Origin of the sequence: Acinetobacter soli (genome assembly GCF_000760595.1) — a bacterium.
Taxonomy (GTDB): Bacteria; Pseudomonadota; Gammaproteobacteria; order Pseudomonadales; family Moraxellaceae; genus Acinetobacter; species Acinetobacter soli.
Genome location: NZ_BBNM01000001.1, coordinates 222828 through 241513, shown reverse-complemented (window position 1 = coordinate 241513; position 18686 = coordinate 222828). Strand labels below are relative to the sequence as shown.

Here is an 18686-nt window from a genome sequence, read left to right as displayed (position 1 = left end):
GCAAAGAGCGAATAAATTTTATGGACAAAAAGACATTTTTTAGTGAACGGCAGTGGGCGATTGTTGCCTCGATTTTCTTAATGGCAACGTCAGCCATGGGGCCAGGTTTTCTCACCCAAACTGCAACATTTACCGTCAAAATGGGCGCTGCATTCGGGTTTGGTATTTTACTCTCGATTATTATTGATTATGTGGTACAGCAAAATATCTGGCGCGTGGTCACACTAACACAAAAGCGTGCTCCAGACATTGCCAATATTGCGTTGCCCGGAAGTGGCTATGTACTTGCAGTGCTGGTTATTTTTGGAGGATTCTTTTTCAATATCGGTAATATTGCAGGGGCGGCGCTCGGATTAAATGCCTTGTTTGGACTCGATACCAAATGGGGCGGCGTCATTAGTGGTGCTATGGCAATTATGATTTTTGCATCGCGTAAAGCCAGTTTGGTGGTCGATAAGAGCATGATCATTCTGGGTATTTTAAAAATCGCGATTATTGTCGTGGTGGCTTTTATTGTGGCACCGCCAATGGCCGATGCATTTCATCAAACGATTTTGCCAAGCCATGTCGACTTTGCCAGTATTACTACCATTGTAGGCGGAACAGTCGGTGGCTACATCTGCTATGCCGGTGCGCACCGATTACTCGATAAAGGTGCCGTGGGCCCTGAGCATATTGCAGAAGTCTCACGTGCTGCAACCAAAGGCATTGTGGTGGTTGGCGTAATGCGCTATGTATTGTTCTTGGCAATTTTAGGTGTAGTGGTCAGTGGTGCAACCATTGATCTGGCTTCTCATAATGCCAACCCAGCCGCTCAAGCCTTTCAATATGCTGCCGGTGAGTTCGGATTTAAACTGTTTGGCCTCATTTTTTGGGCAGCCGGTATCAGTAGCTCAATTGGTGCAGCTTACACTTCAGTTTCGTTCTTTACAGCATTTAAAAAAGACCTTGATCTCAAGCAGCGTAACTTTTGTACCATTATTTTTATTGCGCTTGCATTGTTGCTCTATGTCTTGATTGGCGCAACGCCAGCGAGCCTATTGGTATTTGTCGGCGGTTTAAACGGTCTGGTTCTACCGATTGGTCTGACTATCTTTGTATATGTTGCCGCATGCCGTAAAGATATGCTCGGCGGCTACAACTACCCAATGTGGCTGACCGTTTTAGGCGTACTGACCTGCTTGCTTACGTGGTACATGGGTTATGTATCGTTTAACACGATTTTTAATTACCTCAAAACTCTATAGGACATTCCCATATGCGTATCGATTTGAATAGTGATTTAGGTGAAAGCTACGGATCTTGGAGCATGGGGAATGATGCACAGATTCTACCTATTGTCAGCAGCGCCAATATTGCCTGTGGTTTCCATGCCGGTGATCCGCTGGGTATTTTTAATACCTTGAAACAGGCAGCACAGCTACAGGTGACGGTCGGGGCACATGTGTCTTATCCAGATCTGGTCGGTTTCGGGCGCCGTAATATGCAGCTTTCTTACGATGAACTCATGACTGATGTGATGTATCAGATTGCGGCCTTGCAAGGTTTAGCCAAAGCGGCAGGCACCGAAGTGAAATATGTAAAGCCACATGGCGCGCTGTACAACACCATTGCCACAGATCTGGAGCAGGCCAGAGCCGTGATTGATGCAATCAAAAAGATGGATTCAGACCTGACGTTGGTGGCACTTGCTGGTTCAAGCTTGATTAAATATGCCCAGCAGCAAGGCCTTCAGGTGGTGGCCGAAGCCTTTGCAGACCGTGCGTACAATGCTGATGGATCATTGGTATCGCGTCGGTTGCCTGGCGCGGTGCTGCATGATGCCGACTTTGTGGCACAACGTGTTGTGAGTATGCTCAAAGAGGGAGGTGTTGTCTCAATTGATGGTCAATTTACACCAATCGATGCACAGAGTATTTGCTTGCACGGCGATACCGAGGGCGCATTGTCGATGGCAGCAGCCATACGTGAGGCCTTGATTCAAGAGGGTATCGAGATCCGCTCATTTTGTGAGGGCACTTAAATGAATCAGCTACAATTTGCCCATGGCGAAGCGCTTTATGCTGCAAAGCAAGCACGCTATGACATTCGTAATGGCTTTGACCTCCCGACGGCTGGCTTGGCGGCGGGCCTAACGCAGGTCAACATGATTTCGGTTCCCAAGGCATGGGCCTATGACTTTTTACTGTATAGCCAGCGCAATCCACAAAGCTGCCCTGTACTTGATGTAATTGAAGCTGGCCAGTTTCAAAGCAAACTCATTCAAGAACCTGGCCATGATATTCGCACCGACTTTCCGCGGTATCGAATTTGGGAACACGGTCAATGTACCGATGAAGTTACCGATGCCACATCTATTTGGAATCAGCACAACGACTTGGTGACGTTTTTAATTGGATGCAGTTTCTCCTTCGAAACAGCACTGATAGAGGCTGGTATTGAAGTCCGTCATATTCAAGACCAACGAAATGTTCCGATGTACCTCACCGATATTGAATGTGTTCCCGCAGGACGAATTTCAGGTCGATTGGTCGTCTCTATGCGTCCAATTAAAGCATCACAAGTGAGTCAGGCCGTACAAATTACTGCAAAAATGCCCAATGTTCATGGGGCGCCAGTGCATATTGGCCACCCAGAAAGCTTGGGAATTTCAGATCTGAATTGTCCAGATTTTGGCGATGCACCTCGCATATTAAGCGATGAAATTCCGGTCTTTTGGGCATGCGGTGTGACGCCACAAGCTGCTGTCATGCAATCAAAAATTCCGTTTGCGATCAGTCACGCGCCGGGACATATGCTGATCACCGATGTGCCAGATCGGGCATGGATGCGCTAAGGGCAAGGAGAACTTCGAGATGCGATTTTTATCTGTAAATAGCGACAGTTTTCTAATCGAACTGGGTGATTTACAACACACCATGCAGTTGTATCGACATTTGCGAGACGCCGCGCATCCGCATATACGTGAAATGGTACCTGCCGCAGCGACCATTTTAGTGTATTTCAATCCGCTTCAAATCACTGCCAAAGCACTCATCCATTGGATTAAAGCACAAAAACCAAGTGCCGATACGCAGTCAAATCATCGTCATATCGAGATAGAAGTTTGCTATGACGGGCCTGATTTACCGCATGTCGCTGAACTGCTCAACTTATCAGTAAAAGAAGTGATTGAGCGGCATACTCAAGCGCCGTGGCAGGTCGCATTTATTGGTTTTGCACCCGGCTTTGGTTATTTAAGTCGTGCAGACCAGCCCTTTGGTAGCGTACCGCGACTGGATTCACCACGTAAAAAAATCCAATCCGGTTCGGTGGCATTGGCAGGTGAATATTCTGGGATTTATCCCAAAGATAGTCCCGGCGGTTGGCAACTCATTGGGCAAACCACCTGCAAAATGTGGGATCTGACACGCGAGCATCCGGCATTATTACTGCCCGGCGATCAGGTCCGTTTTATCGATGTGACGCATCGGCCAACCCATGTGGCTGTACATGATGTGGAGCTTAAAACGGCTGATATCGCACAGTCTGAGCTTTCGCCTGTTTTAGAGGTATTACAGGCAGGCCTGCAAACCCTGATTCAAGACGAAGGCCGCAAGCACGTCGCCGCCATGGGCGTAGGCGCGGCAGGCGCTATGGACCGTGCTGCTTATCATTTGGCTAATCAGATTGTGGGTAATCGCCCAGATGCGGCGGCACTTGAGGTGCTCAACGGTGGAGTAAAATTCAAAGTATTAGCACCCACTGTTGTCGCTGTGACAGGGGCACAGAGCAATATTTGGGTGATTGATCGAAATGCGGTGCGTAGTCGTGTTTCTGGTTATACCGCATTGGCACTTGATCCAGAAGACATGCTTCAGATCGATCCACCACAGGCTGGAATACGCAACTATCTTGCCGTGCGTGGTGGCGTTGCCACTGCACACGCATTAGGAAGCGCAAGTTACGATACTTTGGCTGAGTTAGGGCCAGCCCCTTTACAGGTACATGACCTGATCTGTGTGGGTAACGCTGCTGTAAGTGCAGTTGAACTTTATGCGCAGGCACCAGATCAGCTAGCGAAAGTCGGTGAAGTTATCGAAATCGATGTGGTTTTAGGGCCACGCACCGACTGGTTTGAACCGGAAAGTATTCAGCAGTTTTTTAAGCAGCAATGGCAGGTCACACACGAAAGCAACCGCGTGGGATTACGTTTAAAGGCACCACATGGATTAAAGCGACAGATTCAGCAAGAGCTACCCAGCGAGGGAACCTGTACAGGTGCTTTACAAATCCCGCCCAATGGTCAGCCCGTTTTGTTTATGAATGATCACCCTTTGACTGGCGGTTATCCGGTATTGGCGGCTGTTGCCACACACGATCTGAATAAAGTTGCGCAAATTCCGCCGGGTGCTTTCATTCAGTTTCGCCAATTTACACATGTTTTAGATTTGGACGCCGAGTAAATAGATAATGGACAAACAACATAAAATTTTAATTGCCAACCGTGGTGAGATTGCAGTACGTGTCATTCAGGCATGTAAAGATTTAAACATTCCATCTATTGCGGTGTATGCCGATGATGATATTGACAGTTTGCATGTTCAATATGCCGATGAGGCATGGGCATTGTCTGGCGTTACCGCCAAAGAGACTTACCTGAATATTCCGCGTTTGATTGAAATTGCACAAAATGCTCAAGCCACCATGATCCATCCCGGCTATGGCTTTTTATCTGAGCGTGCCGAATTTGCGCAGGCTGTGTTAGATGCCGGCCTGATCTGGATTGGACCTTCGCCAGAAAGTATTGAAAAGTTAGGCGATAAGATCGAAGCCAGAAAAATTGCGGCATCGGTGGGTGCTCCGTTGGTTCATGGTACAGCTCAGCCCTTAAACAATGCCCAAGAGGCACTTGAATTTGCTCAAACCTATGGCTTACCTATGGCCATTAAGGCCGCATTTGGTGGCGGTGGCCGCGGTTTGAAAGTGGCATGGCAGCTCGAAGAAGTTGAAGCGTTGTATGAGTCTGCGGTACGTGAAGCCATTGCTGCATTTGGTCGTGGTGAATGTTTTGTCGAGCAATATCTGGATAAACCCCGTCATCTGGAAGCGCAGATTATCGCCGATCAGCATGGTCATGTCGTAGTGGTGGGAACCCGTGATTGTTCATTACAGCGACGCAATCAAAAATTGGTGGAGGAGGCACCTGCACCGTTTATCGATGAACATATACATCAACAAATTCTTAGCTCATCGACCAATATTTGCCGAGCTGCGCAATATGTGGGTGCGGGAACGGTCGAATATTTACTGAGTCGAGATGGCAAATTATCTTTCTTGGAAGTAAACACCCGCTTACAGGTTGAACATCCGGTCACGGAAATGATCTCAGGCATCGATCTGGTTTGTGAACAAATCCAGATTGCATTGGGTCGGCCTTTAAGTATTCAAGAGACACCACAACCTCAAGGTCATGCAATCGAGTTTCGAATTAATGCTGAAGATCCGGCGCGCGGCTTTATTCCAGCTTTTGGGCTTATCGAAAAATTTACCGCACCTTTTGGTCTGGGAGTGCGTCTCGATACTGGTGTGCTCTCGGGCAGTCTGGTGTCTAGTCATTTCGACTCACTGATGGCCAAGCTGATTGTATACGGCCCAACCCGAGAGATTGCATTACAACGTGCCCGACGAGCACTTGCGACTTTTGAAATTGAAGGCGTTGCATCGGTGTTGCCATTTCATCGAGCAGTACTGACACAACCGGATTTCACTGAAAATTTTCAGGTGCATACGCGCTGGATTGAACAGGACTTTCAGCATAACTTTGATGTTGCACCGCGCAGTTCGCTGAGCAGTCAAAGTGGTGTACAGCATTTTATGCTGGAAATTGATGGTAAGTTACACCGCGTGGGCTTACCGGTTGGCGTGTTTAGCGGCTTTGCAGCCCAGTCTCAACCGAGTCGTGAAAATCTAGTTGAACAAAGCAGCAGCCCAAATGATGTGATTGCACCGATTAATGGGGTCATTACTACATGGAAAGTTGTAGAAGGTGCGCAGGTTGCAAAAGGTGAGGTGATTGCGATTATGGAAGCCATGAAAATGGAGATTCAAGTAACGGCACATCAAGCTGGTACACTGCAACATCTGGCTCAAACTGGAAAAACCTTGAAGGCAGATGAAAAGATCGCGGAAATCATCGCGACTTCTTAAAACGCTGTCTTTTAAATAGCCGATGTGATTATTTAAACACTCGGGAGATGCTATAGGCAGCCCCCGAGTATCGAGATTTAGTCAATCAGTTCAATGGCAATAGCGGTGGCTTCTCCGCCACCAATACACAGCGCCGCAACACCTTTACGCTTGTTCAGACGTTTGAGTGCATGAATTAGCGTTACAATAATACGTGAGCCGGAAGATCCAAGTGGATGCCCCAAGGCGCAGGCACCACCATGAATATTGACTTTTTCAGGATCAAGCGCAAAGGCATCAATGGCTGCCATGGTGACCATCGCAAAAGCTTCATTGATCTCCCAAAGGTCGACTTCCTCAGCCGACCAACCGACTTTTTTCAGTAACTTTTCAATTGCACCCACTGGTGCGATCGTAAACTCTTCAGGGCGCTGTGAATTCGAGACGTAACCCTTAATTTCGGCCAATTGAGGCAACTGACGCGTTTTGGCTTCTTGTTCGGACACAATCAGCAGTGCAGAGGCGCCATCACTAATTGAACTAGAATTGGCGGCAGTCACTGTTCCATCTTTGGCAAAAGCTGGTTTTAAGCTTGGTATTTTGTCAATTTTGGCATTGCCCGGATTTTCATCATGTACAACGGTGATGTCACCTTTACGTGTTTGAACAGTCACAGGCGTAATTTCAGCGTCAAAATATCCTTCGGCAATGGCTGTTTGTGCCCGCGTTAAAGACCGAATGGCAAAGGCATCCATGGCTTCACGAGTGTAGTTTTTCTGATCGGCCATTTCCTGCGCATAAGAACCCATCGCGCGGCCAGTGTAGGCATCTTCAAGACCATCTAAAAACATATGGTCAAGCACCTGACCATGGCCCATACGATAACCCGAACGCGCTTTAGGCAACAGATATGGCGCATTGGTCATCGATTCCATACCGCCCACTACCGCAATCGAAATACTGCCGGCTTGAATGGCGTCGGCTGCAAACATTGCAGCTTTCATACCTGAACCACAGACTTTATTAATGGTGGTCGCACCCACATGATCGGGCAGTCCGGCTTTACGCATCGCCTGTCGTGCAGGGCCTTGCTTTAATCCGGCAGGTAGCACGCAGCCCATAATTACTTCATTAATATCATCGACTGGAAGCTGAGTCTGTTCAACCACGCGTCGAATAACCACGGCACCTAAATCGGGGGCCTGCAAATCGGAGAGACTGCCTTGAAAACTTCCCATCGGGGTTCGAGTGGCTGCTGCAATGATGACTTTTGACATGTTCAATTCCTTCTTTTGGGGTTTGACAGAGCGCCATCAAACCCATCATGAAAATTTAAAATACGGGAGGGCTGTAGGTCAGGGTTTTGCCCAAGATCCAAAGTAAAAACATCACCAAAGGCAAATGTACCACCAGTTGAGTCACGGTAAATCCAATCACGTCTTTGGCTTTGAGTTTCAAGATTCCCAACATGGGCAGCATAAAAAATGGATTGATTAAGTTTGGTAAGGCCTCGGCTGCATTGTAGATTTGTACCGACCAACCTAAATGGTACTTTAAGTCGATCGCAGCCTGCATGACATACGGCGCTTCAATGATCCATTTGCCGCCACCAGAGGGTACAAAAAATCCCAAAATAGCCGAGTAGATTCCCATCACCACAGCAAAGGTATCATGCGAGGCAATCGAGACAAAAAACTCGGCAATATAATGCGACAATGAAAAATCTTGCGCATTCACTGCTTGGGTCATAATAAAGGCAATACTGCCGTAAAGCGGAAATTGAATCAGTACACCCGAAACCGCAGGTACAGCTTTACTCACGGCATTTAAAAAGTTGCGTGGTGTGCGATGCAGAGCAAGGCCGAGCATCAGAAAAATAAAGTTGTAGGTGTTCAGGCTGGAAATGGCAATAATCGGATTGTTTTTAGAAAACTCAAGAGCCATCCAGATTAAGCCGAGTACTACCACCAAAATGGTTAAGATTGGAGAGTTTTCGAGCCAGTCTCCTGGACGATTAGATTTCTCCTCGACTTGTTCATCTTCGTCAAAATCAAGCTGGAAATCTTGCATCGTTTTGACGTTTTGCCCTTTTGGCGCCGACCAGTAGGCAATCACGATCGAAACTATCACCAGTACCAGTGTCATGACTAAAGATTGCCACAAAAAAATGGTTTCGGTAAATGGAATAACGCCGGTTAGATTATAAATCGATTCTGGCAGACTGGCCTTGTTGGCTTGAAGCTGTGCGGCAGATGAGCTAATTCCCAATGCCCATGTGGCACCCATCCCAATGATTGCAGCAGCCGCAGCAGCGCGATAATCCATATTGAGTTCTTTACGCTTGGCCAGTGCAATCACCAGTAAGGCCGTCAAAATGGTACTGATCGCCCAGTTGACCAACGACACCAGTAAGCTAACTGTCGCGACCAGCACAATTGCACTACGGCCTGAATGTGGAATTCGGGCCATTTTATAAATCAGTTTTTTAACCGGTGCCGACACCGACACCACATAACCGACAATAATCAGCATGGTCATTTGCAGTGTAAAGGGGATTAGGCTCCAAAAACCGTTTCCAAAAGCACCAGCCACATCTTTAACTGGTGCACCAATAAAAATGGCAGCCACTGAGACAATAATCACGCCCAATAAGGCAAAAATGTAGGAATCGGGGAACCATTTTTCAGACCAGTTACTGACTTTTAGTGCAAAACGCTCCAATAGAGCGGGTTGTTTATCCATAATCAACATCCATTTTGTCGTTTTAGATAGATACACCGAATCGGCATAGGGCTGCCGATTCGGTTTTTTATTTTAAAATTCCGTCATGGAACCGGTTTTTTATCATCAGCAACATCGCTTAAGCGGGTGCTGTATTGCGTAGCGTTACACCTGTTGCGGCCTGAATGTCTTCGAAGCCAACGCCGTCGGCCAGTTCAATCAGTTCAATCCCACCGTCGACTACATCCATCACACCCATATCGGTGATAATACGATGCACGACGCGCTGACCTGTGAGTGGCAAGTTGCAGGTTGGCACAATTTTAGGTGAACCATCTTTTGCGCAGTGCTCCATCAGCACCACAACACGCTGTACACCGACCACCAAATCCATGGCACCACCCATACCTTTGACTTTTTTGCCGGGAATCATCCAGTTCGCTAAATCGCCTTGCTCAGAAACTTCCATCGCGCCCAGAATAGCGATATTCACATGACCACCTCGAATCATGCCGAAGGATTCACTGCTCGAAAAAAACGCTGCGCCGGATCGGGCAGTCACGGTTTGTTTACCTGCATTGATTAAATCGGCATCGACGCTGTCTTCTGTTGGAAACTCACCAATACCGAGTAAGCCATTTTCCGATTGCAACCAGACTTCAACATCTTCTGGAATATAATTGGCCACCAAAGTGGGTAAACCAATGCCTAAATTTACATAAAATCCGTCTTGTAACTCTTTTGCGGCACGTTGTGCCATTTGCTCGCGGGTCCATGCCATGATTATGCTTCCTGTGCTTTTAGGGTTTTTTGTTCAATCCGCTTTTCCGGGGTCGCATTGAGCACCACGCGATTGACAAAAATACCGGCCAAATGGATGTCATCTGGATCTAATGTACCGGTCTCGACAATTTCCTCGACTTCGGCGACGGTGATTTTGCCAGCCATTGCACATTCGGGATTGAAGTTTCGAGCCGTTTTACGAAAGATTAGGTTGCCGGCTTTATCGGCCTTGTAGGCTTTCACCAGTGCGATATCGGCAGTGAGAGATGGCTCTAAAATATAAGTTTTGCCTTCAAATTCACGTTGCTCTTTACCTTCTGCAATGAGCGTACCGACACCGGTTTGGGTATAAAATGCAGGAATGCCTGAGCCACCGGCACGCAATTTTTCGGCCAGCGTGCCTTGAGGGGTAAGTTCGACCTCAAGTTCACCATTGAGATACTGACGTTCGAACTCTTTATTTTCACCCACATACGAAGAAATCATTTTTTTGATTTGACGGGTTTGCAGTAATAACCCTAAGCCAAAATCGTCGACACCCGCATTGTTAGAAATACAGGTGAGGTGCTTCACTTGCGTATCTTTGAGCGCATTGATTAATGCTTCTGGTATGCCACATAAACCAAAACCACCAACTGCAATGGTTTGATGATCTTTGACGATGTCCTGAAGTGCATCGGCTGCACTTGAATAAACTTTATTCATTGTCTTTACTCATAATCCCTTATTTTTAGTTTTAGCATTTGCAACTTGCTTAAAGAAGTTGAAAATTTTAAAGGTTTAATGAGGAAAACTTATTAATGATGCTGATTTAACAATCAAAGACAATGTGATAACGACAATCGCAAATCAAAGGACAAAGCTGGATACATCATGAAAAGCCCATCATCAGGCGCTTTTTAAAATCGAGGCATAAGGAAAACGTGTGAGCGCTTCAATAAACTGTAACGAGACATTGGAGAGTTCACCATCTTTTTTATAGACAATCCCGACCGCCTGATGCACATCGCTGTTTTCGATTTCAAGTAAGACATTGTGTTCTTTATCGATAAAATTTTGAAAATGACGCGGAATGGCACTGACTCCTATATCGAGTGCGACCAAACTTGAGAGGGTACTGATTTGATGGCACTCAACTTTCAAATCTAAAATTAAGCCGTGTTGTTGTGCATTTTGTTCGAGCAGATGCCGCACAATCGATGGATGTTGTAGCGTCACAAACGGGCAGGCATATAATTCAGACCACTGTACGCTATTTTGCTGAGCCAATGGATGATGCTTAGGCACGAGTGCCAAAAAGTCTTCATCGAAGAGTGGTTTAAATTCAAGCTGTTCGTTCATCACAGGCTCAAAACAAATACCCAGTTCGAATATACCATCCAGAACATTTTCAATAATTCGTTCGTTGGGAATATCGTGAATGGAAAAACTGAGATTCGGATGTTCACTGGAAAAAATCTTGATCACCTCAGGCAAAATAGCATGGGTCACAAAGGGCATAGAGGCGATGCTGAGTGTGCCACGGTGTAATTTAAAACGCTGTTTGACGTCTTTTTCCATGTCTTCCCAGTTGGCCAGCAATTTACGTGCAAATGGAATCAAGGAGAGGCCTTCTTGGGTCAGCTCGACACGTCGGGTATTGCGCTTAAACAGCTTTCCGCCCAGTTCTTCTTCGAGAGATTTAATGCTTAAGCTCAATGCTGACTGACTCAAATGTAGCTCAGTTGAGGCACTGGCGTAATTCAACGTTCTTGCGAGTACCAAAAATGCTTTCAGTTGCTTGAGGGTCATGCGAGGTCATCCTGATCGATTTTTTGATTTTTGTTATGTAATTATATGGAATTTATCAAGTTTTATACGGTTATTTTTGTAAAACCAGTGTATCGTGTTGATCCGTTTTAAGGGATCTAAAACGTTAAGATTTTTTTGAAATAGATTCATATTAAAATAATGCGACATTTATTTATTAAAATGATTAATGAGTTTTTTAAAATAAACAATTTGTTTTATAAATAAATAGGAATATTGTTTTTTATAATATTAAAACTATGATTTTTAATGATATAAATTTATTAATTAATAAATTAAAATTAATCTTCTTGTATTTTTTCTTTTTGTTGATATTTTAAAAAATTAAAGCGGTTTTATATTTTAATGATTGCTTTTTATTTTAAGCAATTGTGTCGAGACAAGGATGAGGTCGGCCAAAACCCACGTTTAGGCAAGATATGGGGGCTGTACCTGAGATGTATTCTTGGTAATGGAGTAAAAGAATATGTGGGAATTATTTGTCATTTTGCTGTCGTTAGGACTGTTGATGTATACAGCCTATCGCGGCTTCTCAGTCATTTTAATGGCACCGCTATGTGCCTTATTAGCGGTGATGCTGATCAATCCAGCCAATGTTTTACCATTTTATTCGGGCGTATTTATGCCCAAAATGGTTAATTTTATTAAAGATTACTTTTTAGTATTTTTGCTTGGTGCAATTTTCGGAAAAGTGGTCGAAATGTCTGGTATTGCAGAGTCGATTGCCAAAACCATTGTGAACTTGATTGGGGCTAAAAAAGCCATTTTGACGGTGGTATTACTCGGTGCAATTCTGACCTACAGCGGTGTGAGCTTGTTTGTGGCAGTATTTGCGATTTATCCGTTTGCCAATCAGTTATTTCAGCAGGCCAATATTCCAAAGCGTCTGATTCCGGGAACCATTGCACTCGGTGCATTTACGTTTACCATGGATGCATTGCCTGGAACGCCCCAAATTCAAAACGTAATTCCAACCACATTTTTTGGAACCAATATTTATGCCGCGCCATTCTTGGGCATTATCGGGGCAATTTTTGTATTGTGCATGGGTTTGGCTTATCTGGAGTGGCGTCGCCGTGTGGCTGCAAAAGCAGGTGAAGGCTATGCCGGTTTTGATCAAGCAGATCTAGTGGCGGCAAGCACCGTGGTCGATGCTAAAAATAATGGCTCGGCTGGGCGTCAATTATTGGCATTTGTCCCCCTGATTTTGGTTGCAGTCATGAACAAGTATTTGTCGGGTGCCATCAAAACATGGTATCCCAACGGATTCGATTTCAACGCGATTGGCCTTGCAAATTACACGGTCGATGTTGCAAAAACTGGTGCCATCTGGGCTGTTGGTCTGGCACTCATCGTCGGGATTATCGCGGCCGTTCTGTTTGATTATCAGCGTGTGGTAAGTCAGTTTAAAGAGGGCGTCAATGCCAGTATCGGCGGGTCTTTGCTTGCGGTCATGAATACCGCATCGGAGTACGGATTCGGTGCCATTATTGCAGCCTTGCCGGGTTTTGCATTAATTAGCCATGCCTTGAGTAATACCTTTACCAATCCATTGGTCAATGGCGCGATTACCACCACCACGCTGGCCGGGATTACCGGATCTGCATCGGGCGGTATGAGTATTGCGCTCAGTGCAATGGCCGAACAATACAACGCTGCGATCTTGGCTGCGGGCATACCGCCTGAAGTGATGCACCGCGTGGTAGCCATGGCATCGGGTGGTATGGATACGTTACCGCACAATGGCGCTGTCATTACCTTGTTGGCCGTGACGGGATTAACACATAAGCAATCGTATAAAGATATTTTTGCAGTCACGATAATCAAAACCATGGCCGTATTTGTGGTGATTGCCGCATTTACATGGTTCGGTATTGTCTAACTCATATTAAAGGTGTACACGCGTAATCGTTGTGCGTTGTACACCACTTACCGCATGAAAAATAGGAGAGCGCAAGTGACTCAACAACTCGAAGCAAAAGTTGCGTTTATTACAGGTTCTGCCAGTGGTATAGGGCTGGAAATTGCAAAGAAATTTGCCCAAGAAGGTGCAAAAGTCGTTTTATCAGATGTCAATGTACAAAAGTGTGATGAGGCTGTGCAGCAGCTTAAAAGTGAAGGATTTGAAGCACTGGCTGCACCTTGTGACGTTACCGACGAAGCCGCATTCCAAGCTGCGCTGCAACAGACCAAAAGCGAGTTTGGAACCATTGATATTTTGATTAACAATGCTGGCTTTCAGCATGTTGCAGCCATTGAAGACTTCCCAACCGATGTGTTTCAAAAGCTGGTTGGTGTCATGCTGACGGGTGCTTTTATCGGAATCAAGCATGTTTTCCCGATCATGAAAGCGCAGCAATCGGGGCGCATTATCAATATGGCGTCTATTAATGGTGTGATTGGTTTTGCAGGTAAAGCGGGCTACAACAGTGCCAAACACGGCGTGATCGGGCTGACGAAAGTCGCTGCGCTGGAAGCTGCCAAAGAGGGTATTACGGTAAATGCTTTATGCCCAGGCTATGTCGACACGCCACTGGTGCGAGGGCAAATTGCCGATCTGGCCAAAAACCGAAATGTGAGTGAATCCACTGCACTTGAAGATGTTATTTTGGCAATGGTGCCGCAAAAGCGCTTACTGTCTGTTGAAGAAATTGCCAATTACGCGATTTTCCTGTGTAGCGATAAAGCCGCAGGCGTGACGGGTCAGGCGGTGCTCATTGATGGTGGTTACACTGCACAATAATCACTTGCAATAAAAAAAGACGGTACTTGTACCGTCTTTTTTTATTGCGTTGACTTTAACTGTGAATTGCCACCATGCCAGACGCGATCGAGAGCATTAAGCCAGTTATCTAAACATAATTTATGTTGCAGTTCCTTTGAGTAACCACGCGTCTCGAAGGCCTGTTGTAAGGCAGTCAAGCCCCTAACATCTTGAAGCTGATCCGAAATAAATCCGCCATCGAAATCTGAACCTAAAGCCACATGGTCTTCGCCCAGATGCTGCATCAAATACTCGATATGATCCAGAATGATATCTAACGATGTTGCCTTGTTACGCTGTCCGTCAGATCGTAAAAAAGCCGTATCAAAATTTACACCCACACAGCCGCGGCTTGTTTTGATTGCATTAAGCTGACGGTCGGTCAGATTGCGTGCTTGCGCACAGAGCTGATGTGCATTGGAATGCGTGGCAATCAGGGGTAACTGACTCAGCTTGGCGGTATCCCAAAAGGCCTGTTCGTTCATGTGCGATACGTCAATCAGGATTCGGCGTTCTGAACAGTACTGAATCAGTGCTTGGCCCAGTTCGGTCAAGCCTGCGCCTGTATCGGGCGAATGTGGAAAGTTGGCCTGCAAACCATGCCCAAACTGATTGGGCGTGTTCCAGAGTGGCCCAATGCTTCTTAAGCCACGCGCATAGAAGTAATTCAGCCGTTCAAAGTTGGCATCTAAAACATCAGCGCCTTCCATATGAATCACGACTGCCAATTGATTCTGCTCTAAGGCATTACGAATAGCAGGCACATCACCACAAATCTGAATTTGCCCTGAAGAGCGCGCGGCAAGCTGTTCAATGTAGCTCAGCTGAGTCTCTATAATGTCACTGATCTCTGTTGCATCAAAAGCCGTTTGCTGCGTATGTTTGAGCTTATCAGGATGATGCTTTTGTACGTAATCGAAAGGTGGTACAAACAGTGCAAACAGCCCACCTGCAAAAGGGCTGGCCTGACAGCGTTTAAGATCGAGATGTCCGGGTAATCCAGTCTCTAAAAATGCAGCAACAGGATCTGGCGCATTACTGAGCCACATACGGGCCAGTACATCGTTATGCCCATCAAATACCTTCATCATGGTGTATCCGATACATTAACTGTTTTAAAAAACAGTTTAGAGTTTCTGCTGTTGCGTAATACCAAATCTTGGGTGGTTGGTTGCTGCTCATCGGCATCTGCACGAGCGGCCTCGATCTGATAATGCTCAGGTGATTTACTGCACACCGGATCGGTGGCATACATGTTTTGTGTCATCATGTAGGCTTGACAGCGGCATCCACCCAAATCCTTTTCTTTGTCTGGGCATGAACGACATGGTTCTTGCATCCAGTCAGTGCCCCGAAAGGCATTAAAGGCGAAGGCTTCGTTCCAAATCGTTTTGAGGGACTGATCGGCAACATTGGGAAAGTCTAAAGGCAGATCTTTGGCGCTCTGACAGGGTAGTACCGTTCCGTCAGGGCTGACGGTAATAAAAATTTGTCCCCAGCCGCCAATACACTTTTTAGGACGCGTTTGATGAAAGTCGGGAGCAACCAGCATCAACTTGGTTTTTAAGCCCTGTTGATCGATCTGCGCTCGGTAGGCTTTTACTCTGGATTGTACATAAGCAATCTGTGTGGAAGTCGGCAAAAGAGCGGCCTGATTCAGTTTGGCCCAACCATAAAACTGGCAAGTGGCCAGTTCAACATAATCGGCACCCAGTTCAAGGCTCAATTCAATCATCTGATCGATCTGCTCGATATTAAAGCGATGAATCACAAAGTTGAGCACCATCGGATAACGATGCTTTTTCACCGCACGTGCGATTTGCTGCTTTTGTTCGAAGGCTTTACGTGACCCAGACAGCAGTTCACTCAGCACTGGATCACTGGCCTGAAAACTGATCTGGATATGATCCAGACCTGCCTCGCTAAATGCTGCAATTTTGTCTTCAGTCAACCCGATTCCTGACGTAATCAGGTTGGTATAAAAGCCCAACCGATGGGCATGCTGAATCAGCTCGGGTAAATCTGGCCGCAGTAAAGGCTCTCCACCAGAAAATCCAAGTTGTACACTGCCCAAGGCGCGTGCCTGATCAAAAACCTGTTTCCATTGTGCTGTGCTCAGTTCATTTTTTACTGCGGCGTAGTCCAATGGATTAGAACAATAGGCACATTGTAATGGACAACGATACGTCAGCTCGGCCAGCAACCACAATGGCGGCTTGATCTGCGGCACTACCGGAATATTCATGACAGATCAATCCACTGCCGCGATTCAGCCTGCTGTAAAAAGTCGATCACATCCTGATCGAGACCATCGGCATCTGGAAACTGTGCCTGCAAAAGCTGAATAATCTCCGTAACGCGACGTGAACCATCAATCTGCTTTAAAATCAGGGTGGCTGTATCATTTAAACGCACCAGACCTTCGGGATACAAGATCACATAACTTTGCTGTGCTTCTTCCCACTGAAAACGATAGCCTCGATTAAACACAGGGGTATGGTTGCCGATATCCTTCATGTTAATAATCCTTTTTGGTGCCATGCGATATCTTGAGTGACCGTATGATACGGCGCACGATGCAGCACATAGGCCATGGTCATGCCATCGAGCAGTGTCCATAAGATATCGAGCTTAAACTGTAAAATATTGAGCATACGCTGCTGACGCTCAATCGTCGTGCAATACTCAAGTGCCAGTGCCAGACCATGTTCAACATCACGATTGGCCTGACCCAAACGGCTTCTGAAATAAGCATAGCCTTCAGCATCAATCCAAGGATAATGATTTGGCCATGTATCTAGCCGTGACTGATGAATCGCCGGTGCAAACATCTCGGTGAGCGAGCTACAGGCCGCTTCTTGCCAGCACGCACGGCGGGCAAAATTGACATAGGCATCCACTGCAAAGCGTACACTTGGCAACACCATTTTTTCAGACAAAATTGTGTCGCGGTCAAGCCCGACTGCTTCACCTAACCTTAACCATGCTTCAATACCGCCATGATCATCGTGCTGTCCATCATGATCCAAAATGCGCTGCACCCACTTTCGACGCGTTGCAGGGTCGGAGCAGTTGGCCATAATGGCGGCATCTTTTAGTGGGATATTGACCTGATAATAAAAACGGTTGGCCACCCAGCCCTGAATCTGTTCTTTGGTGGCTTCACCTTGATTCATCATGATGTGATACGGATGATGAATATGATAGTAGCAGCCCTTATCACGCAGTGCCTGCTCAAACTCGGTTGGGCTTAAAAGTGATGCAGCCATATTAAACCTCAATCAGCATGCCGTCATAACTCACTTCGATCTCAAGCTGTTTGAGTGTTGCGTGTTCGACAGACTGTTCATTTAAAATTGGATTGGTGTTGTTGATGTGGATCAGCACTTTGCGCTGTTGCGGAAATTGCGCCAGCAAATGAATCAAGCCGCGCTCTTCTTGCAAGGCCAGATGACCCATATCCTGACCAGTGTTGTGACCAACACCGAGTAAGGCCAGCTCTTGATCTTTCCATAGCGTACCATCAACCAGCAAACAGTTTGAGCGCTGCATGTAGCTTAAAATCTGCTCATCCATTTGTCCAAGACCAGGCGCATAAAACAATGAATGTCCAGTGCGGGTATCTTCGATCCAAAGCGCAATATTATGACCTGGTAGCGGTCGGTGACGATATGGCGAGTAGGGCGGTGCATTGCTTAAAATAGGCACTGGCGTAAAGCGAATTGACGAGCATACAGCCACCTGAAACGGAGTCTGGATATCAATTGGATGATGTACCAATCCGCCATTCCAATGCTTGAGCATATTAAAAATTGGAAATCCGGTGCTGAGATCTTCGTGTACTTCAGGCGTAGCCCAGACCTGATGCGGACAGCCCTCTCTTAAATTGAGCAAACCTGTGGTGTGATCAATTTGGCTGTCGGTCAAAATAATCGAACCGATCGAGGTACCGCGGCGAACCGATGCTGGCGCCTGCAATTCGGGATTGTGGGCAATTTGCTGTGCAATATCGGGTGATGCATTGCACAAGATCCAGTCTGTACCGTTATCGCTAATGGCAATAGAAGACTGGGTACGCGCACGTGCCTGAAGCGTTCCCTGTTTAAGACCAAGACAGTTTTCACAGTTACAGTTCCATTGTGGAAAACCGCCACCCGCGGCAGAACCTAAGATTTTTATCAGCATGAATGTTTAAAAATTGATAAGTTAAAATGAAAAACATCCACAAGGTTGTGGATGTTTCGACGCGCAATCAAATTACTCGACAGCAGCATACATTGTGATTTCAAAACCTAGACGAATGTCTTCAAAAGCTGGTTTGGTCCACATAGCAAAATCTCCATTTTAGAAATCATCTTGAACGCAGAAGCATATATTATTTTTATTTAACAAAAGCTATTTTTTGACATAAAACACATAAATTTTGTGCGCTCATCGTATC

General features: G+C 46.2%; 18 protein-coding genes. 7 read left to right on the top strand and 11 right to left on the bottom strand.

Going from position 1 to position 18686, the window contains the following annotated elements:
* The first annotated feature begins 20 nt into the window (after positions 1–20).
* The 5 genes from Aso01_RS01160 to Aso01_RS01140 are packed head-to-tail and all read left to right on the top strand — an operon-like array spanning position 21 to position 6189.
* Positions 21–1247, top strand: a complete 1227-nt coding sequence (locus Aso01_RS01160) for an NRAMP family divalent metal transporter (protein ID WP_004939104.1) — start codon at positions 21–23, stop codon at positions 1245–1247.
* Positions 1248–1258: 11 nt separating this feature from the next.
* Positions 1259–2023, top strand: coding sequence for a LamB/YcsF family protein (locus Aso01_RS01155; protein ID WP_004939100.1), 765 nt, complete (start codon positions 1259–1261; stop codon positions 2021–2023).
* Positions 2024–2836 (top strand): putative hydro-lyase, encoded by an 813-nt coding sequence (locus Aso01_RS01150; protein ID WP_004939095.1) that lies wholly within the window; start codon positions 2024–2026, stop codon positions 2834–2836.
* Positions 2837–2855: 19 nt separating this feature from the next.
* Positions 2856–4445: a 5-oxoprolinase subunit B/C family protein gene (locus Aso01_RS01145; protein ID WP_004939092.1), complete on the top strand. Its 1590-nt coding sequence runs from the start codon at positions 2856–2858 to the stop codon at positions 4443–4445.
* A gap of 7 nt (positions 4446–4452) precedes the next feature.
* Positions 4453–6189: an acetyl/propionyl/methylcrotonyl-CoA carboxylase subunit alpha gene (locus Aso01_RS01140; RefSeq protein ID WP_004939089.1), complete on the top strand. Its 1737-nt coding sequence runs from the start codon at positions 4453–4455 to the stop codon at positions 6187–6189.
* A 77-nt stretch (positions 6190–6266) separates the two neighbouring features.
* Here Aso01_RS01140 and Aso01_RS01135 read toward each other — a convergent pair whose 3' ends face one another.
* From Aso01_RS01135 to Aso01_RS01115, 5 genes are all read right to left on the bottom strand, one after another.
* Positions 6267–7445 carry a thiolase family protein gene (locus Aso01_RS01135; protein ID WP_004939087.1) on the bottom strand — a complete coding sequence of 393 codons (1179 nt, stop codon included), beginning with the start codon at positions 7443–7445 and terminating at the stop codon, positions 6267–6269.
* A gap of 55 nt (positions 7446–7500) precedes the next feature.
* Positions 7501–8910, bottom strand: coding sequence for a short-chain fatty acid transporter (locus Aso01_RS01130; RefSeq protein WP_004939084.1), 1410 nt, complete (start codon positions 8908–8910; stop codon positions 7501–7503).
* 118 nt (positions 8911–9028) lie between these two features.
* The gene (locus Aso01_RS01125) at positions 9029–9670 is read right to left on the bottom strand and encodes a 3-oxoacid CoA-transferase subunit B (RefSeq protein ID WP_004939082.1); all 642 of its coding nucleotides are present in this window, start codon (positions 9668–9670) and stop codon (positions 9029–9031) included.
* A gap of 2 nt (positions 9671–9672) precedes the next feature.
* Positions 9673–10377: a CoA transferase subunit A gene (locus tag Aso01_RS01120; RefSeq protein ID WP_004939077.1), complete on the bottom strand. Its 705-nt coding sequence runs from the start codon at positions 10375–10377 to the stop codon at positions 9673–9675.
* 183 nt (positions 10378–10560) lie between these two features.
* Positions 10561–11463 carry a LysR family transcriptional regulator gene (locus tag Aso01_RS01115; protein WP_004939074.1) on the bottom strand — a complete coding sequence of 301 codons (903 nt, stop codon included), beginning with the start codon at positions 11461–11463 and terminating at the stop codon, positions 10561–10563.
* Positions 11464–11947: 484 nt separating this feature from the next.
* Here Aso01_RS01115 and Aso01_RS01110 point away from each other — a divergent pair, with 484 nt between their 5' ends.
* On the top strand, positions 11948–13363 hold the full coding sequence (locus Aso01_RS01110; protein WP_004939072.1) for a GntP family permease: 1416 nt from the start codon (positions 11948–11950) through the stop codon (positions 13361–13363).
* Between the two features lie 75 nt (positions 13364–13438).
* Positions 13439–14224, top strand: coding sequence for a 3-hydroxybutyrate dehydrogenase (locus Aso01_RS01105; RefSeq protein ID WP_004939067.1), 786 nt, complete (start codon positions 13439–13441; stop codon positions 14222–14224).
* Between the two features lie 41 nt (positions 14225–14265).
* On the opposite strand, the gene Aso01_RS01100 is transcribed toward Aso01_RS01105, so the two are convergent.
* The 6 genes from Aso01_RS01100 to pqqA form a co-directional block, all read right to left on the bottom strand.
* Entirely contained in the window at positions 14266–15336 is a 1071-nt protein-coding gene (locus Aso01_RS01100; RefSeq protein ID WP_004939064.1) for a dipeptidase, read from the bottom strand.
* The gene (gene pqqE / locus Aso01_RS01095; protein ID WP_004939059.1) at positions 15333–16490 is read right to left on the bottom strand and encodes a pyrroloquinoline quinone biosynthesis protein PqqE; all 1158 of its coding nucleotides are present in this window, start codon (positions 16488–16490) and stop codon (positions 15333–15335) included. Before pqqE ends, Aso01_RS01100 begins: the two co-directional genes overlap by 4 nt.
* On the bottom strand, positions 16487–16762 hold the full coding sequence (gene pqqD / locus Aso01_RS01090; protein ID WP_004939054.1) for a pyrroloquinoline quinone biosynthesis peptide chaperone PqqD: 276 nt from the start codon (positions 16760–16762) through the stop codon (positions 16487–16489). Before pqqD ends, pqqE begins: the two co-directional genes overlap by 4 nt.
* Positions 16759–17526 (bottom strand): pyrroloquinoline-quinone synthase PqqC, encoded by a 768-nt coding sequence (gene pqqC, locus Aso01_RS01085; RefSeq protein WP_171063733.1) that lies wholly within the window; start codon positions 17524–17526, stop codon positions 16759–16761. Before pqqC ends, pqqD begins: the two co-directional genes overlap by 4 nt.
* Entirely contained in the window at positions 17516–18430 is a 915-nt protein-coding gene (gene pqqB / locus Aso01_RS01080) for a pyrroloquinoline quinone biosynthesis protein PqqB (RefSeq protein WP_004939050.1), read from the bottom strand. Before pqqB ends, pqqC begins: the two co-directional genes overlap by 11 nt.
* A gap of 72 nt (positions 18431–18502) precedes the next feature.
* Positions 18503–18574 carry a pyrroloquinoline quinone precursor peptide PqqA gene (gene pqqA, locus Aso01_RS16110; protein ID WP_011182532.1) on the bottom strand — a complete coding sequence of 24 codons (72 nt, stop codon included), beginning with the start codon at positions 18572–18574 and terminating at the stop codon, positions 18503–18505.
* Positions 18575–18686: the final 112 nt, after the last annotated feature.

Bases quoted from the DNA above. Each gene is read 5' to 3' on its own strand.
- Aso01_RS01100 (WP_004939064.1), bottom strand. From the start codon at position 15,336: ATGATGAAGGTATTTGATGGGCATAACGATGTACTGGCCCGTATGTGG.
- Aso01_RS01125 (WP_004939082.1), bottom strand. From the start codon at position 9,670: ATGGCATGGACCCGCGAGCAAATGGCACAACGTGCCGCAAAAGAGTTA.
- Aso01_RS01160 (WP_004939104.1), top strand. From the start codon at position 21: ATGGACAAAAAGACATTTTTTAGTGAACGGCAGTGGGCGATTGTTGCC.
- Aso01_RS01155 (WP_004939100.1), top strand. From the start codon at position 1,259: ATGCGTATCGATTTGAATAGTGATTTAGGTGAAAGCTACGGATCTTGG.
- Aso01_RS01150 (WP_004939095.1), top strand. From the start codon at position 2,024: ATGAATCAGCTACAATTTGCCCATGGCGAAGCGCTTTATGCTGCAAAG.
- Aso01_RS01135 (WP_004939087.1), bottom strand. From the start codon at position 7,445: ATGTCAAAAGTCATCATTGCAGCAGCCACTCGAACCCCGATGGGAAGT.
- pqqB (WP_004939050.1), bottom strand. From the start codon at position 18,430: ATGCTGATAAAAATCTTAGGTTCTGCCGCGGGTGGCGGTTTTCCACAA.
- Aso01_RS01140 (WP_004939089.1), top strand. From the start codon at position 4,453: ATGGACAAACAACATAAAATTTTAATTGCCAACCGTGGTGAGATTGCA.
- Aso01_RS01110 (WP_004939072.1), top strand. From the start codon at position 11,948: ATGTGGGAATTATTTGTCATTTTGCTGTCGTTAGGACTGTTGATGTAT.
- Aso01_RS01115 (WP_004939074.1), bottom strand. From the start codon at position 11,463: ATGACCCTCAAGCAACTGAAAGCATTTTTGGTACTCGCAAGAACGTTG.
- Aso01_RS01120 (WP_004939077.1), bottom strand. From the start codon at position 10,377: ATGAATAAAGTTTATTCAAGTGCAGCCGATGCACTTCAGGACATCGTC.
- Aso01_RS01145 (WP_004939092.1), top strand. From the start codon at position 2,856: ATGCGATTTTTATCTGTAAATAGCGACAGTTTTCTAATCGAACTGGGT.
- pqqE (WP_004939059.1), bottom strand. From the start codon at position 16,490: ATGAATATTCCGGTAGTGCCGCAGATCAAGCCGCCATTGTGGTTGCTG.
- Aso01_RS01130 (WP_004939084.1), bottom strand. From the start codon at position 8,910: ATGGATAAACAACCCGCTCTATTGGAGCGTTTTGCACTAAAAGTCAGT.
- pqqD (WP_004939054.1), bottom strand. From the start codon at position 16,762: ATGAAGGATATCGGCAACCATACCCCTGTGTTTAATCGAGGCTATCGT.